A 16,569-nucleotide genomic window follows, 5' to 3' on the forward strand; every position below is an offset into this window, starting at 1 on the left:
CCGGCCGGGGTCAGAACAGGCTCAGCAGCGCCTCTGCCGGGTCCGTGAGGCCCTTCCCGCCGTTGGGGAGGGGCAGTTCGAACCACACCGTCTTGCCGCGGGGTGTGCGGCGCGAGCCCCAGGCCGCGCTCAGGAGGCCGACGAGCTGGAGGCCGCGGCCGCCCTCGTCCGTGTCACGGGCGCGGCGGCGGCGGGGCTGCACCAGGCCGGCGTCCCAGACCTCGCAGACCAGGGTGCGGTCGAGGAGGAGACGCAGCCGGATCTCGCCCTCGCCGTAGCGCAGGGCGTTGGTGACGAGTTCGCTGACGAGGAGTTCGGCCGTGTCGACGAGCGGCTCCAGGCCCCAGCTGACGAGCTGGCCCCGGGCGTACTCCCGGGCGCGGCCCACGCTGCGCGGCTCGCGCGGCAGCGTCCAGTCGCCGACGGACTCGGCCGGCAGCCCCTGGACACGTGCCATCAGCAAGGCGATGTCGTCCTCGCCGTGATGCGTGTCGAGCGTGTTGAGAACGTGGTCGCAGACGTCCTCCAAGGGACTGGAGGGGTCCGTGAGGGCGCCCACGAAGGCCTGCAGGCCCTCGTCCAGGGGGTGGTCGCGTGATTCGACCAGTCCGTCCGTGTAGAGCGCCAGGAGGGCGCCTTCCGGCAGCTCCACCTCCACCTCCTCGAACGGCTCGCCGCCGACGCCGAGCGGCATCCCCGGCGGTACGTCGAGCATCAGCGCGCTCTCGCCCGGCTCGACGAGGACCGGCGGGAGATGGCCCGCGTTGGCGAAGGTGCAGCGGCGGGTGACGGAGTCGTAGACCGCGTACACACAGGTGGCGAGGTAGACCTCGGAGAGGTCGGCGTCCCGGGACTGGCGCGCACCGCGCGTAGACTGCTGGACTCCGCCGGGCGTTCCCAGACCGCGGGCGATCTCGTCCAACGCGGAGAGGACCTCCGCCGGTTCGAGGTCGAGCAGCGCCAAGGTGCGTACGGCCGTGCGGAGTTCACCCATCGCGACGGCAGCGCGCAGACCGCGGCCCATCACGTCGCCGACCACCAACGCCGTGCGGTGGCCGGGGAGTTCGATGACGTCGAACCAGTCGCCGCCGACCTCCGTGGCCGCGTTTCCGGGAAGGTAGCGGCAGGCGATGTCCAGGCCGGAGGCCTCCGGGTCGCCCGGGGGAAGCAGGGAGCGCTGCAGTATCAGGGCGCGCTCGTGCTCCCGGCGGTAGAGGCGGGCGTTGTCGATACAGACCGCGGCGCGCGAGGCCAGTTCGACCGCGAGGGAGCTGTCCCGTTCCCCGAACGGCTCGCTCCCCTTCGTACGCGAGAACTGGACCAGGCCGACGACCGTGTCGTGGGCGACCATCGGCACCGCGAGCGTGGACTGGATCAGGCCGCCCTCCTCGGCGGCGACGCTCTGCGGGCGGGCGGTGCGCAGGGCGTCGGCGAAGGGCGAGTTGAAGGCGTAGTGGTGGACCGCGCCGACGTTCACCGGCTCCGGGCCGCCGATGAAGGGCGCGTCGGACACGGCGCTGGCGTAGGCGACGCGGCGCATCTCGGCGCTGCCGTCGGCGAGGCCGGGCGGGGTCTCGTCGCCTGCCAGGAGGCCTTGGTAGAGGTCGACTGAAGCGAGGTCGCAGAAGCCCGGGACCGCCACGTCGAGGAGTTCGCGGGCCGTGGTCTCCAGGTCGAGGGAGTTGCCTATGCGCGCGCCCGCCTCGTTCAGAAGGGCGAGATTGCGCCGCGCCTGGGCGGCCTCGCGGGCGGCGGCGCGGCGCGAGGTGATGTCGGTGCCCAGCCAGGCGATGCCGATCGGACGGCCCGAACCGCTGTGTACGCGATAGAGGTTGATGGACCAGTGGCGGCGCTCGCTGGAACCGGGCACGGTTCCGCTGACCAGCAGCTCGTTGACCGAGTCACCGGTCTCCAGGACCCTGCGCAGGATCGCGGAGACCCGCTCGGCCTCGCCCGGTGGCAGATAGTCCTTGACGGTGCGTCCGCGATGGTCGTCGACGGTGCCGCCGAACACCGAGGCGAACCGCTCGTTGGCACGGCGGATGCGCAGGTCCGGGTCGATCAGCAGGAAGCCGAAAGGAGATTGGCCGAAAATGGCCTGCGAGGCGGCAAGATCGGTCTCGATCCTGCGCAGAATGCGTACGTCCACGACTATGCAGACGGCGGCCCGCTCGCCCTCCTCGGTCCGCGTCGGCATGACGTAGACCTCGGCGAGTCCTTCGGCGGTCAGGCCGGTGTCTTCGGGGTCGGGCAGCCGGAAGGGGACCACACCGGTCCACTCCCGGCCGTCGAGGACTTCGGCCATCTTGCGCTGGCCCAGCTCGCGCTTGTCCTCGGCGACGAAGGCCTCGATGGGGTCCATGCCGACCGCGCGCTCGGTCGAGATGCCGAAGAGCTGCTCGGCGCGCAGACTCCACTGGTCGACGAGGCCGTCGGGGCCGATGGAGAACGAGGCGACCTTGATGTAGTCGTAGATCGATCCGGGCGGACTGCTCTGCCACACGACCTCGCCGGGCACCTCGCCCTGCGTCTCGGCGGGCACACCGGATATTCCGCCGTGCCCCGCGCGCCGCGCCTCGTCCGGCACCGGCAATGCGCCATCGCCTGTCGTCGCATCAGCCATCGCGCCGCCCGACGGGTCCTCGGACTCCGTGGCCTTCGCTGGTATCTCGCTCACGCGAACCGTCCCCTCCAGCTCACCGCGCCCGGCACCGGTCACCGGAGGCGGCTGCCCGCAGTATCCAGCACTACGGTGCCGCACAACACGGTGTTCACGATCACAGCACGGTCCCGATGCTTTTAGGACCGGCCGCGACAAACACTCCCAGTCTTCTAACCACGTGGGACCCCGTCGAACCACGGACTTGGCGGTGGCTCGTGTGTCCGAGGGGTCGGGGGGTGTTCGGGGGGTGCTTGGGGGGTGCTCGGGATGGGTTGCGGATCGGTTGGGGAGTGGCTGCGGATTGGCTTGGGGTGGGTTGGGGATTGGTTGGGGATCGGCCGGGGGGGTGGGCGCGAGGGGGCCGCGTGGGGGCTTTGGGTTGACTGCCGTCCGGTTGGGGATCGGCGGGGGGTAGGAGGCCGCGGGTCGGCTGCCGTCCGGCTGCCGTCCGGCTGCCGTCCGGCTGCCGTCCGGCTGCAGATCGGCTGCAGATCGGAGGGGGATCTGACGGGGATCAGTTGGGGAGGAGGCGCTGGTCAGCTGGGGGTGGACGCCCGGCCGGCTGCGGGTGGACTCCCCGTCGGCTGCGGATCGGCCTGAGAGACAGCTGCGGACTGGCTTGGGGTCAGCTGATGGTCGGTTGGGGGCGGCTGCCGATCGGCTTGCGGTCAGCTGATGGTCGGCTTGGGGTCGGCCGCTGATCGGCTCAGGGCCGGCCGCTGACCGGCTTGGGGTCGGCTGCGAGGGACTCGCGATTGGCTGCCGAGCAGCTGCGGGGCGGCTTCCGGTCGGCTGTGGAGCGGCTGCCGGTCAGGTCGGGAGTGCCAGTTCGAACCACACCGTCTTGCCCTTGCCGCCCGGTCGGGTGCCCCAGCGGCGGGAGGAGTTCGCCACCAGCTGAAGGCCGCGGCCGCTTTCGTCCTCGGGCTCCGCGTCGCGTTCCTGCGGTGGGTCGGGGAGGGGGTCGGAGACCTCGACCAGCAGGACGTCCATCGGTTCCGTGGGGCGTACGAGGCGAACCCCGATGGGACCCGTGGCGTGCCGCAGGGAGTTGGTGACCAGCTCGCTGACCAACAGCGCGGTCACGTCTCCGAGAGAGTCGAGGCCCCAGGCATTGAGCTGCCCCCGGACGACGGTTCGGGCGGTCCGGACGGCGCCTGGATCCGCGGGAAAGGTCCACTCGGCGATATCGCCCTCGGTGTGGATCACGCAGATCACTCCCAGGCCAGAAGCGGACCATGTCCGGTTTCATGGGGTTAATGGGCACATACCCGATATCCCGGGCGGAGTACCGTGCGCGAGGGCGCACTGTGGCGCGAACGGCGTACTCGGCGCTCGTCTCGGCCGCCACATGCGCCTCGCGAGCCCGAGCGTCCCACGTACGGTGTGCGTCCCGCACCCCGCAGACTCGAGTGCGCGAAGTTGTGATGGTCACACCTTTTTCTTCGCCCCCGCCGCCCCTACCCATTCCCGTCCCTTTTCGGGGGCCAGCCCCCGAACCCCCGCTCCTCAAACGCCGGAGGGGCTGACCACCAGCCCGTCCGGCGTCAAGGGATGGGAACGGGTAAGGGCGGCGGGGGCGAAAGAAGGTCACTACCCCGCTGCCGACCCGCTCCCCCAAACCCCCCGCGCAACCTCCATCACGGCCGGCACATCCTGCTCCAGCCACTCCACGTCCCAAAGCTCATCCGGGGTCAACCAGCGAAGCTCGTCGTGGTCCTGGAGCGGCTTGGGCGCAGGCGAGTCAGCCAGGAGCCGCACGGTCCAGACCTGAAGGGCATACGGCGACCGCAGAGGCCACTCACCCGGAACACGGTCAAGCACCTCCGACTCGACCCCGAGCTCCTCGCGAAGCTCCCGCACGAGCGCCCCCTCGGAAGTCTCCCCGGCCTCCACCTTCCCCCCGGGCAGCTCCCACCGCCCGGCCAACTCCGCGGGCGCACTGCGACGCGCGGCAAGGAGACACCCGTCGCTCAGCACGGCGGCTCCCACCACCACGATCCGTTCGGTCATGCGCCGGAGCCTACGGGAGCCCCACCGACACACCCACACGCGTCACTTCGAGCCGTTCTGCCCGATCCGCTCGACCCAGTAGAGCTGCTTGTGCCCACGGTCGTCGAGGCTGTCCGCGATCTTCTGGGCCTCGGCCCTCGTCGCGTACCTGCCGACGCGGTAGCGATTGCCGTTGTCGTCCTGTCGTATGACGAGCCAGGGAAGTGTGATGGTGCCGTCGTTCATCGCGCCCCTCCGCTCCCCGCCCCCGGCTCGCGTCCTGCCCCGCCACATAAGGAAACCGCAATCCGCATATGCCCGAGCCTACGCCTAACCTTCACGCAGCGAATACGGCTTTTCACAAAGAGGTATGCGCTGGATGCCCGAGAGGTACGCAATCGGCCAGCACGAAGGGGGCGCATCCTCACGGACACGCCCCCTCATCCCCCTCAGGCTCCCGCCGACAGTGCGGAGACCGCGCCGAACACCCCCCACGAGAACGACCGGATTCCACCGGCACCACCCCGCCGACGAGCAGCCCACAGCCGCCCCAAGTCGAAGGCGGCCAGGGCAGTTACGGCCTATTTCACCGGCAAGTGATACGCGATCCGGTACCGGTCCGCCGGCACCACCACGTCCGCCGTCTCCACCGGCCGCCCCGACGCGTAGTACGTCCGCTGGATGACGACCACGACATGCCCGGGCACACCCCCCAGCGCCGACAGTTCCTCGGCGAGGCCGGGCCGGGCGCCCACCTCCTCCGTGACGTTGTCCACGATCACGTCGATGGCGGCCATGCGCTCGACCACGCCCATGCCGCCCAGGGGACCCTCCTCGGGAAGCATCACCGGTGTGCGGCCCGTGACGGTGAGGGGCTCCCAGGAGGTGGAGAGCATCATGGCCTCGCCCGCGTCCCGGAAGACGTACTTCGTGCACATCACGCGGTCGCCGGCCTGAAGGCCGAGCCGCTCGGCGATGGCACCGCTCGCCTCGGCCTGCGCGCTGTGCGACTCCCACGTACCGCGCGCGGAGACGTCGGCCTGCTCCTGGCGGAACGGTGTCGCACCGCTGTCCGGCCGGTACCCGGAGCGGGCGACGCGGCGCGGCACCGGACGCTCGCGCACATACGTACCGGACCCGGAGCGGCCCTCGACCAGACCCTCGGCCATCAGGACCTTGCGGGCTTCAAGGGCGACCGTGTCCGAGACGCCGTACTCCTCGCGGATTCTGGCCTGTGACGGGAGCCGTGTGTGCGGTGGCAGCGATCCGTCGACGATCTTCTTGCGAAGATCACCTGCGACGCGCAGATACGCCGGCTGCTCACCGAATGTCACTGGCCACTCCCGTCAGGTTGTACAGACAGCTACAGGGTGGCAACCGTGGGTTGTGCCAGGCAAGCGAAGGCCAGAGAATCACTCGATGTGATGACTTGCGGCCGCTCAAGGCTTTACGCAGGCATTTTCTCCCCGCTATGGCCGCCGTCACACCTCTGCGCCGGTGCCTCCTGTGCCGCCTCCCGTACCGCTGTCCTCACCGCCGCCGTCCTCGTACGACTCCGGCGGCGAAGAGGCGAGGCCCAGAGCCTTGCGCGTGGTGACCGTCTTCTCGGCGTCGGTGAGTTCCAGCGCCTTGTCGTAGTGCTCGTAGAAGACGTCCGCGTCGGTGGCCTTCGCCGCTGCCGACCACTCCCCCTGCGCCTTGTCCAGGTCCTTGACCAGCGCGGCGACCGGATCCTTCGCGTCGGCGGGCCAGTCGTGGCCGCGCAGCATTCCGAGCTGCTCGGTGAGGGCGGCCGAGACCCTGGTCGCCCACTCCTTGTGGCCGGGCAGGTCGTCCTCGACGTACTCCTCCTCGGGCGCCGAGTCCATCGCCTCGTTGAGGACCCGGGCCGCCTTCAGATAGGTGAGCTGGTCGGCGTCGAGGGTCGTCTCGTCCTGGCGCAGGGAGCCGGTCAGGCTGCCCTTCTCGTCCACGTTGCCGAACAGACAGCTGATCTCGCGGTCGCCGAGGCTCCAGCTGTCCCGGGTCGGCGTGAAGTAGTAGATGTCGACGTTGTCCGGGATGGCCCAGGTGTCCATGGCGTAGGCGTACTGGAGTGTGTAGCACTTCTCGTCGGCGGCCTCGGTGATCTCGCTGTCACCGGGGTAACTGCCGCTCGCCATGCTGAAGTTCGCGAAGACCTCGCCGTCGTGCTCCTCGTCGCAGGGCACCGTGTCGACGTCGTACGCCATGCCTTCCAGCGAGCCGCCCGGCGTGTCGAAGCACTCGCCCTCGTCCACGGAGAAGGTGGCGCCGTTCTCGCTCGCCTCACGCGCCCCCTCCTGGAAGCCGTCCCAGAACTCGGCCGCTCCGCCGGTGGCGAGCGCGAGGGCGAGGATCGCGGCGCCGATGCCCGAGAGGATCATGCCGGCGATCGCCATGCCCTTGCCGCGTTCGCCCTTCCTCCTGATCTGCGCCAGCGCGAAGAAGCCGAGGATCAGGCCTACCAGGGGGAGGAAGCAGAGGATGCCGAGCACGAGTGCGGCTATGGCGAGGCCGTTGACCGGGGCCGGGCTGTTGTACGGGGTGTAACCCTGCCCCCAGGGCTGGTAGCCGTACTGGCCGCCCGGTCCTGGTCCCGGGACCGGGCCCTGCGGCTGGCCCGGGTACGCGCCGTACGGGCCCTGGGGCTGGCCCGGCGGCGGGTACGGTCCCTGGGACGGCCCCTGCGGGGGCTGGGGACCGGGGGGCGGGGGTATCTCCACTAGTACCGTGCTCCTCGTCCGAGTGCTGGGTGTCCCGGTGGTGCGGAACTGACGTACGACAGGGCGCATCGTAAGCGCGGCCCGGACGGCGACGGAACACAGGGAACGATCCCGACGATTCGGTCGGCGACTACATTTCTTCGCCCCCGCCGCCCCTACCCATTCCCGTCCCTTACTCGGGGGCTTCGCCCCCGAACCCCCAAAAGACTGCGCAGTTCCCCGCGCCCCTAGGTTTCTAGGGGCGCGGGGAACTGCGCGAGCAACCCACGACGGCCCGCAGCCAAAAACCAACCCCACGGGGTCTGGGGCGGAGCCCCGGAAAGGGACGGGAATGGGTAGGGGCGGCGGGGGCGAGGGGAACTACCGGCGGACCGCTACCGCCACGTAGTCGTCGGACGGGTCAGAACTGAAGCCCCCACGAGTTGATGTACCCGGTGTCCAGCGAAGCGTTGTCGCTCACCCGGAGGGTCCACGTCCCGTTGGCGACCTCGGACGAGGCGTTCACCGTGTACGTCGTGTTGATGTTGTCCGTCGAACCCCCGGTCCCGTACGCCTTCAGCGTGTAGGCCGTCCCGTCGGGAGCGATCAACTGGACCTGGAGATCACCGATGTAGGTGTGGACGATGTTCACCGGCACGCTCAGCGCGGCGGGCGCGTTGCCGGTGACGCCGCTCACCGTGACCGGCGAGTTCGCGGTGGAGTTGTCCGCGATCGCGTAGTCCGCGGTGTTCTCGAAGAGGTCACCCGTCGGAGGCGGAGTGGTACCGCCGCCGCCGACCTTCAGCAGACGGTTGGGCGAACCCGTACCGGGGCTGGTGACGACCCCGGTGGTGGCCGAGTTGACCAGCGCGGTCTGGACGGCGGCCGGCGTCGCGGTCGGGTTGTCGGCCAGATAGAGCGCGGCGGCCCCGGCGACATGCGGGGTCGCCATCGACGTACCGGAGATGGTGTTGGTCGCGGAGTCGCCCGTGCCCCAGGCGGAGGTGATGGAGGAGCCGGGGGCGAAGAGGTCGAGGACCGTGCCGTAGTTGGAGTAGCTGGCCTTGGCGTCGGTGCTGGTGGTGGCGCCGACGGTGATGGCCTCGGTGACACGGGCGGGCGAGCGGGTCGAGGCGTTCGTCGTCTCGTTGCCTGCCGCGACGGCGTAGGTGACACCGGAGGTGATGGAGTTGCGTACGGCGGCGTCGATCGCCGTGTCGACGGTCCCGCCGAGGCTCATGTTGGCGACGGCCGGCTTGACGGCGTTGGTCGTCACCCAGTCGATGCCCGCGACGACCTGGGCGGTGGTGCCGGAGCCCGCATTGTTGAGGACACGGACGCCGACGATCTTCGCCTTCTTGGCGACGCCGTACGCCGTGCCGGCGACCGTGCCCGCGACGTGCGTGCCGTGGCCGTGGCCGTCCTGGGCGGTGTTGTCGTTGTCGACGGCGTCGTAGCCGTAGGAGGCCCGGCCGCCGAAGTCGGTGTGGGTGATGCGGACACCGGTGTCGATGACGTAGGCGGTGACGCCCTCGCCGGCGGTGTCGTCGTAGGTGTAGCTCTGGTTGAGCGGGAGGGCCGCCTGGTCGATGCGGTCGAGGCCCCAGGAGGGCGGGTTGGGCTGGGTCGTCGCGATGGAGAAGACGCGGTTCTGGACGACGGAGGCGACGGCCGGGTCGGCGGCGAACCTCTTCGCCTCGGCCTCGGTGGCCTCGACGGCGTAACCGTTCAGCGCCTTCTTGTACGTACGCTCGATGGTGGCGCCGTACTCCTTCGCGAGGGCCCTGCCCTCGGCCGAGCCGGACTTCGCGGCGTCCGGGTGGAGCGTCACGATGTAGCTGTTCGCGATCGTGTCGGGCGCGCCGGCGTACTGGATCCGGCCTTCGGGGCCCGCGGCGGCCTGCGCCGGGAGGGCGGAGACGAGACCGGCGACGAGGGCCGCCGTACCGATGCCCGCGATACCGGCGAATCGGTTGATACCGGTGAATCCGGTGATACCGGCGAGTCTTCGCCGGGCATGACGCATCACTGCCATCTGAGGATCCTCCTCAATCGGTGGTGCGCTGGTGGTGGGGGGTGGTGCGGTCGTGCGCACAGGAAGACGGCAGGGTCATGTCAAAGAACTGGCCGGTTCGCCCTGCGCTCAGCCGAAAGATTGCGGCTTCCACAGGAATTGCACAAGAGCCCTGCGCAGACGTAACGCAGGTGCCATATGCCAGTCATGACACTCCGTCACCAATCGGTGCATCTAACCTGCCGACATGACTCCCTTGCCGGATTGTTTCTGCCCGGTGGACGGCACGCGCGTCCCCATGGACTCGCTCGCGTGGTGCTGTCCGGTCTGCCGCGGCCCGCTCGACCTGGACTTCGCGCCCACGCCCGCCTCCCTCAAGTCCCTCGCGGGCAGGGTGAATTCCCTCTGGCGGTACGCGGAGTGCCTGCCCCTGTCGTCCCCCTCGGTGTCCCTCGGCGAGGGCCGCACCCCGCTGGTCCCGCTCAAGGACGGCGTTTCGGCCAAGCTGGACTTCCTGATGCCGACGCTCTCCTTCAAGGACCGCGGAGCCGTCCTGCTCGCCGAGCTGGCCCTGCGGCTGCGACCGGGCCGGGTCGTCGCGGACAGCAGCGGCAACGCGGGCACGGCGGTCGCCGCGTACTGCGCCAGGGCCCAACTGCCCTGCACGGTCTACGTACCCGACGGCACGTCCGCGAAGAAGCTGGAGCAGATCGGGGCGCACGGGGCCCGCCTCGAAGTCGTCCCGGGCGACCGGGAGGCGGCCGCGGGGGCGGCCCGGGAGGCGGCGGACGCGGACGGCACGTTCTACGCGTCGCACGTCTTCAACCCGTACTTCCTGCACGGCACGAAGACGTACGTCCACGAGCTGTGGGAGGACCTCGGCGGCCGGCTCCCCGAGGTGATCGTCGTCCCCGTCGGCAACGGCACGCTCCTGCTCGGCGCGTCCCTCGCGATCGCCGAGCTGCACGCGGCGGGAATGATCGACCGCCGGCCCGCCCTGTACGCCGTCCAGTCCGCCGCCGTCGCCCCGCTCGCCCACGCCTGGCACGAGGGCGCCGACGACCTGGTCGGGGTCACCCCGGCGGCCCCCACGTTCGCCGAGGGCATCGCGATCCCCCGGCCGCCGCGGGCCCGGCAGATCCTGCGCGCGGTACGGGAGTCCGGCGGCACGTTCCTCACCGTGACGGAGGACCAACTCCGCCACGCCCAGCGGGACCTTGCCTCGCAGGGGTTGTACGTGGAGTCGACGGGGGTTGCCTGCTGGGCGGCTGTGCGGGAGGGGGTGCTGGGGGCGCGCACGGGTGTCGTGCCGCTGTGCGGCGCGGGCCTGAAATCGGGGCTCGCGCGTCTGTAGAGGCTGCGGGTGGTGTTTCGGGTGCGGGCCCGGTGGGGGTTGGTCGCGCAGTTCCCCGCGCCCCTGAAAAACGGGGCTGCGCCCCTGTCTTTCATCTTTTGGGGGCGCGGGGAACTGCGCGACCAGCCCCCACCGGCCCGCAGGCGAAACACAACCTCACCCCGCGGCCAACCTTTGCTGCTCCTCCTCCACAATCCGTCGAGCAATCGTCCCGTCCGAAACATCGACCGCATCCGGCGTCGCCTCGGCGACGTCACTGCGGCGGGCGTACGCGTCGAAGAGGCGGGACTTGCTCTCCAGGATCCGCAGCAGCCGGTCGTCCACGCTGTCCGTGGCGAGGAGCCGGTGCACCTGGACGGAACGGACCTGCCCCATGCGGTGGGCGCGGGCGACGGCCTGGTGCTCCAGGGTCGGCTTGACCTGCGGTTCGCAGAGGATCACGACGGACGCGGCCTGGAGGTTGAGGCCGACACCGCCGGCCTCGATCTGGCAGAGCAGCACGGCGTGCCCGGACGCGGCCGTGAACTCGTCGACCAGCTGCTGCCGCCGGGTGGCGGGCACACCACCCGCGATCGGCCCCAACACACCTTCACCGACGGCCTGTTGGACGGTGGCGAGGACGTCCCGGAAGTAGGAGAAGACGACCACCTTCAGATCGTTCACGGCGGCTTCCGCGACGAGCTCGCGCAACCGCTGGAGCTTCGCCGACTTCTCGGCGTGCGCGTACGCGGCTCTGCGCATCGCCATGAAGTTCCCGGCGGCGACCGCCTCGCGGTAGGCGTCCATGTCGGCGGCGCTGAACTCCTCCCACTCGTCGACCTGGACGAGCGCGGGCAGTTCGGTGAGCACGTCCTGCTGGTTGCGCCGCAGATAGGCGGGGGCGACGGACCTGCGGAACGTGTGCGGTCCTGCGACGGCGTCGCTGCCCTGGATCTTCGGCACCAGCTCGGGCTGGAGGTAGCGGACGAGGGTGCGGAACTCCTCGACACGGTTCTCCATCGGCGTACCCGTGAGGAACAGGACGCGCTCGCACCGGTCGGTCCATCGCGCGACGGCCCGGGAGCGACGGGCGTCGGGGTTCTTGACGTAGTGGGCCTCGTCGACGACGAGCGCGGCGGGGGCAGCGGGTGCGGCGGGGACCCCGGCCGGGGCCTTCGCGCTCCTCCCGCCCTTCGTCCCCCGCGCACCCTTCGCCGAGTCCCGGGCCGGGTCCGGGTCCGGGTCCGGCAGGCTGTGCAGCACGTCGAAGGTGGTGACCGCGACACCGCCGCGCTCGCGCCACTCGGCGTACGCCTCCTGCCGGTCCGGTCCGTGCACGGGCACCGCTCGCAGGGTGCTGCGGGAGCGGATCTCGCGCGTCCAGTTGATCAGTACGCTCGCCGGGCACACCACCAGGAAGTGCTTGTGCCCGTCGGCGGCGAGGTGCGCGAGCACGGCGATGGCCTGGACGGTCTTGCCGAGGCCCATCTCGTCGCCGAGGACCACCCGGCGCTGGGCGAGCGCGAACCGCGCGCCGAAGGACTGGTAGCCGCGGAGCGAGACCCGGCGGTGCGTGTCGTCGAGCCCCTGCGCGTGCACCCGGTCCGCGACCTCGGCGGGCAGGAACCCCTCGGCGGCCTCGACGTCGGGCGCGCTGCCGGCGATCTCGGCGAGCTGGCTGTAGTACTCCGGGGACCGCAGCTCGAAGTCCACCCACGCCTCGGCGTCGGACGCGGACTCCCGCAGCAGGTCGGTGGATGCCTGCGTGAGCAGCATCGGTACGCCCTTGGCGACGGCGTCGCCGGTCAGCGCGCGGAGTTCGGCGACTGCGGCGAGGGCGCTCTCACGCCTGGCCCTGCCGGTAAGGGCCATCCGCAGCCGCCCGGTGGCCGGACGGGCCGCCGGGAGAAGCGTCTTGAACGTCCGGTCGAGCTCTGTGGCGGCGTCCACGGCCCGGCGCAGTTCGGGGCCCGCCTCGACGAGCCGGCGCAGCGCGATGACGAGGGCGGTGGTCCGCGGTTCGGGGTGGTCGACGTCGATCCGTACGGACACGGTCTCCTCGACCGCTCGGGCGATCTGCCGGGCGGCGGCGAGTGCCTGGTCGGCGGTCTGGGCTCCGACGCCCGGTATCTGCCGCAGCTCGTACCGGCTCGCGTCGAACACGCCGCGCACCGATCCGAGCCCCGCCGCCTCAAGGGCTCCGAGCCTGAGCCGTCCCTCGGTGACGTCCTTCAGGCGTGAGACCGGGATGCCCTCCAGCTCCTGGGCGACCAGCTCGGCGAGGACCGGCGCGAGGGCCGTACGCACCTGGTCGACGGCCCGCGCGTGATCGTCGAGCACTCGTCGCGCGAGCCCGCGCAGCCGCTCGCCCCGCCCGACGACCGTACGGGTCCTCCGCCCCACCGGTACGGGGCTGTCGACCGCCCCCTCACCCTCCGCCATGACGCCCCTCGTGTGCCGTACGCCGCGATGAGCGGTCATCCTTCCACGGGGGACCGACAGTCGCGCCGGACGCCGGACGGGGCGCCCGCCCGGACCGCCGAGGTACCGCGGGCTAGGTGCGGGCGTCGCGGGGCCGGCGGAACACGAACGCCGAGGCCACTCCGCCGATGAGGCCGAAGAGATGGCCCTGCCAGCTGACGCCGGCCGTCGTCGGCAGTACGCCCCACAGGATCGAGCCGTAGACCGCGCCGACGATGAGCCCTATGACCACGTCACCGATCCGGCGGTCCACGAAGCCGCGGACCAGGAGGTAGCCGAAGAGACCGAAGACGACGCCGGACGCGCCGGCGGTTATGGAGTGTTCGGACGCGGTGAGCCAGACGCCCAGGCCGCTGACGAGGATCGTCACGGTGACGACGGCGAGGAAGCGGCGGATCCCGGACAGCGCGGCGAGAAAGCCGAGGAGCAGCAACGGCACGCTGTTCGCCGCGAGATGGTCCCAGCCGAAGTGCACGAACGCGGCGGGCACGATGTCCCGGAGCTCGCCGAACTCGCGCGGTGTGATGCCGAAGGTGTCCAGGGCGTGGCCCGTCGCCACGTCGATGGCTTCCAGCACCCAGAGCAGGGCGACCCAGCCGCCCGTCAACAGGGCCGCGTTCTTGACCCGCTCACCGCGCGACACCGGCGCGGGAACAGCCACGCCGTACGGCCCGTACGCCATGAGAACCTCCTGGCTTTCCTCGTGTAGTCCTCAACGTACGGAAGGCTCGGCCCGGTTCCCGCCCATGGCCGGGCGAAGCGGAATCCCGGTGACCACTCTCGGTCTCGTACTTTTTACGCATTGTGAGCGGGTGCCCATGGCCCCACTGTGATCTGCCATGGACAACGGATCACAGGCCCGGGAGACCCGCCTGGTCGAGCTGGTCGTGCCCGGCATCGGTCCGGTGGACCGCGCGGAGGCACTGGAGCCACCGGTCGTCCACCGGATCAGTGGGGACGAGGCCGCCGGCTGGTTCGGAGCGGTGGAGGAGGACGACACCGAGCCCATCGTCGAACGGCAGGTGTACGACTGGAACCGGCTCACGATCGGCGGCGCGGGCCGGGCCATGTGGCTGCTCCTGCTGCCCTTTCTGCTGATCAACCTGGTGACGTGGATGCAGCCCAGGCTTCCGCGGCGCAGCAGGGTGTCGGGTTGGCTGTACGACTTCGGGGCCCGGCTGCTCGGACTGTCGCTGACGGTGATGCTGGTGGGCGTGTTCGGGCAGGCCGCCATGGACCAGGTCGTGTGGCAGTGCGGGGCGCCCGCGCACTCCGCCTGCGGTGCCGAGAACCCGTTGGTCGGGCCCGCACGCGACGTGGGCACCGGACTGGGGCTGACGCTCGCGGCCGTGGTGCCGCTGCTCGTCGGAGCGGTGATGGCGTTCAGCGCGCGGGACGCCAAGAAGGAGTACCGGCCGGTCCTGAAGACCGTGGAGGGCGAGGAGTACCGGCGCCTGGACCGGGAGGACAAGCGGCGGGCCCGGGAGACCGGCAAGGTGCGGCGGCCGCTGGAGGTGCGCGGTTTCTGGGAGCACAACTGGCGGGCCGAGGGCCTCACTTCACAGCACCGGTGTGCGGGACTGCTCACCGTCGCGATGCTGGTGATCGTTCCGGGGCTCCAGTACGACCTGCGCCGGGACGGCACGGTCGTCGGCCTGGTGCTGTTCGTGCTGATTCTGTTGCTGGCGGCGCTGATGGTCGCCGACGGGCCCTGGTTCAGAAGGGTGGAGTGGGCGAATCGGTGGCCGCCCAACCACCGGCGCACCACCCTCGGCGTGTGTCTCGGGGTGACGGTCTGCGCCATGCTCTACTGCGCGCTCCCCGAGCGGGACTGGCTCGCGGCGCGCGGGAGTTCCCGGATGCTGCCGGGAATGGGCGAGGAGGCCAACGACGTCGTGATCGCCCAGGGCGTCGGCGTGCTGCTGATGGTCGTCGCCTGTCTGGTGATGTGCCTCAGGGACCGCGACCGGGCGGGAAGGACGTCCCTGTACGGACTGCTGGGGCCCGTGGTCGCGGTGGTGGCCTGCTTCATCGGGTGGCTCTACACGGCGGCGTTCTCCCTGTGGGTGCAGGGCTGGCTCACCCCGGACGGCGACCCGTACGCCACCGAACTCCCGCGCGCGGTACGGGTGATCGCCGCGGCCTTCCCGCTGGTGGTGGTCCTGGGCGGGCTCGCGGCCGGGGCCAACGCCCTGTGGAAACTGTGGAGGCGCAGGACGGGGGCCGCGGCACACCCGGGGGAGGAGAAGGAGGACAGGAAGCACCGCAGCGAGATCAACTGGGCCCGGAACGTGGGAGAGGACGGCCTGAACTGGTACGACCAGGGCCTCGCCGCGCTGGCCTCCCTCATCGTGGCCCTGGTCCTCACCCTGTACCTGGCGAACTGGGTGGGCGACGGTTCCCTGACGACGGACGTCCGCCGGACCACCAGCGACACGGTCAGGCAGCTCACCACCCTCGGCGCCCTCGCCCTGATCGCCCTCGTGGCGGTCGCGGTACTCGCCGTACGGGCCGTCGCGCTCCGTCCCGAGATGCGCAGGAACACGGGCATCGCCTGGGCGTTCGGCGTGTTCTGGCCGCGCGCCGCGCACCCTTTCGCCCCGGCGGCCTGGACCGTACGGACCGTGCCCGAACTCGTGCACCGCATCGAGCATCTGCTCGACTCCGACAGCCGTACGCGGATACTGCTGCACGCGCAGTCCATGGGGTCGGTCATCGCCGTGGCCGCGTTGTGGCAGATTCCGCCCGAACTGCGTCCGCGTATCGGCCTGTTGACGACCGGAAGCCCGATCGGCGCGGTGTTCGCACGCCACTACCCCGGCTATGTGACGGCCGAGTCCCTCGACGCCCTGGTCCGCAACGAGGACGACGATGGGGATGACGGCGGGGACGACGCCGCCCCGGACAGGACTCGCCTGCTCAGGACGTGGGTCAACATCCACCGCGAGACCGACGTGCTGGCCGGTCCGACCCATGTCGACGGCGTGGACCAGGAGTGGAAGGACGGGGTGGCGCCGATGGACCCCGACACCGGGCGGTCGCACGCCCGCACCCGCGCCCAGCCGGTCTTCTGGCCCCTGGAGCGGCACAACGGATACCGCCGCGACCCCAGGATCGCGGCGGTCCGCAGAGCGATCCTCGACACCCTCGCCGAGTCGGCCCCTCCTCCGTCCGCTCCCCCGGCGACACCTCCTCCACGCCGGCCCACGCCCTCTCCCACGCCGGCACCCGCGCCGGCCCCCGCGCCGACACGAAGGGGGCCGACCCCTGACAGGACCGGCCCCGCCTGACGCCCGCAGGGCCCCAGGGCTCCGAACGAGTGGACTCGCCGGAACGATTAGCGGACGGGGACCTCCGCCCGGGG

General features: G+C 71.0%; 11 protein-coding genes. 2 read left to right on the top strand and 9 right to left on the bottom strand.

Translation table 11 applies throughout. From position 1 onward, the window contains the following. Positions 1 to 10: 10 nt before the first annotated feature. From ACFWXQ_RS42025 to ACFWXQ_RS42055, 7 genes are all read right to left on the bottom strand, one after another. Positions 11 to 2,677: a SpoIIE family protein phosphatase gene (locus tag ACFWXQ_RS42025; protein WP_383949399.1), complete on the bottom strand. Its 2,667-nt coding sequence runs from the start codon at positions 2,675 to 2,677 to the stop codon at positions 11 to 13. Positions 2,678 to 3,472: 795 nt separating this feature from the next. Then, positions 3,473 to 3,880: an ATP-binding protein gene (locus ACFWXQ_RS42030; RefSeq protein ID WP_383949402.1), complete on the bottom strand. Its 408-nt coding sequence runs from the start codon at positions 3,878 to 3,880 to the stop codon at positions 3,473 to 3,475. A gap of 375 nt (positions 3,881 to 4,255) precedes the next feature. Continuing rightward, positions 4,256 to 4,675, bottom strand: coding sequence for a (deoxy)nucleoside triphosphate pyrophosphohydrolase (locus ACFWXQ_RS42035; RefSeq protein WP_383949405.1), 420 nt, complete (start codon positions 4,673 to 4,675; stop codon positions 4,256 to 4,258). Between the two features lie 42 nt (positions 4,676 to 4,717). Continuing rightward, complete coding sequence (locus ACFWXQ_RS42040) at positions 4,718 to 4,900, bottom strand: SPOR domain-containing protein (protein ID WP_055618615.1); 183 nt, start codon at positions 4,898 to 4,900, stop codon at positions 4,718 to 4,720. A 335-nt stretch (positions 4,901 to 5,235) separates the two neighbouring features. Next, complete coding sequence (locus ACFWXQ_RS42045) at positions 5,236 to 5,988, bottom strand: GntR family transcriptional regulator (RefSeq protein WP_383949407.1); 753 nt, start codon at positions 5,986 to 5,988, stop codon at positions 5,236 to 5,238. Positions 5,989 to 6,135: 147 nt separating this feature from the next. Next, positions 6,136 to 7,398 (bottom strand): DUF4190 domain-containing protein, encoded by a 1,263-nt coding sequence (locus tag ACFWXQ_RS42050; RefSeq protein ID WP_383949410.1) that lies wholly within the window; start codon positions 7,396 to 7,398, stop codon positions 6,136 to 6,138. A gap of 400 nt (positions 7,399 to 7,798) precedes the next feature. Beyond that, positions 7,799 to 9,412, bottom strand: coding sequence for a S8 family serine peptidase (locus tag ACFWXQ_RS42055; protein WP_383957169.1), 1,614 nt, complete (start codon positions 9,410 to 9,412; stop codon positions 7,799 to 7,801). 226 nt (positions 9,413 to 9,638) lie between these two features. On the opposite strand from ACFWXQ_RS42055, the gene ACFWXQ_RS42060 reads away from it, so the two are divergent. Next, the gene (locus ACFWXQ_RS42060) at positions 9,639 to 10,745 is read left to right on the top strand and encodes a threonine synthase (protein WP_383957166.1); all 1,107 of its coding nucleotides are present in this window, start codon (positions 9,639 to 9,641) and stop codon (positions 10,743 to 10,745) included. Positions 10,746 to 10,901: 156 nt separating this feature from the next. Here the strand turns inward: ACFWXQ_RS42060 and ACFWXQ_RS42065 are convergent, their stop codons facing one another. Then, entirely contained in the window at positions 10,902 to 13,166 is a 2,265-nt protein-coding gene (locus tag ACFWXQ_RS42065; RefSeq protein WP_383941370.1) for a DEAD/DEAH box helicase, read from the bottom strand. A 112-nt stretch (positions 13,167 to 13,278) separates the two neighbouring features. Then, complete coding sequence (locus ACFWXQ_RS42070; RefSeq protein ID WP_383941281.1) at positions 13,279 to 13,887, bottom strand: rhomboid family intramembrane serine protease; 609 nt, start codon at positions 13,885 to 13,887, stop codon at positions 13,279 to 13,281. 157 nt (positions 13,888 to 14,044) lie between these two features. On the opposite strand from ACFWXQ_RS42070, the gene ACFWXQ_RS42075 reads away from it, so the two are divergent. Beyond that, positions 14,045 to 16,495: a hypothetical protein gene (locus tag ACFWXQ_RS42075; RefSeq protein ID WP_383941284.1), complete on the top strand. Its 2,451-nt coding sequence runs from the start codon at positions 14,045 to 14,047 to the stop codon at positions 16,493 to 16,495. Positions 16,496 to 16,569 lie beyond the last annotated feature (74 nt).

It is taken from the genome of Streptomyces sp. NPDC058697 (assembly GCF_042715345.1).
Lineage (GTDB): Bacteria > Actinomycetota > Actinomycetes > Streptomycetales > Streptomycetaceae > Streptomyces > Streptomyces liliifuscus.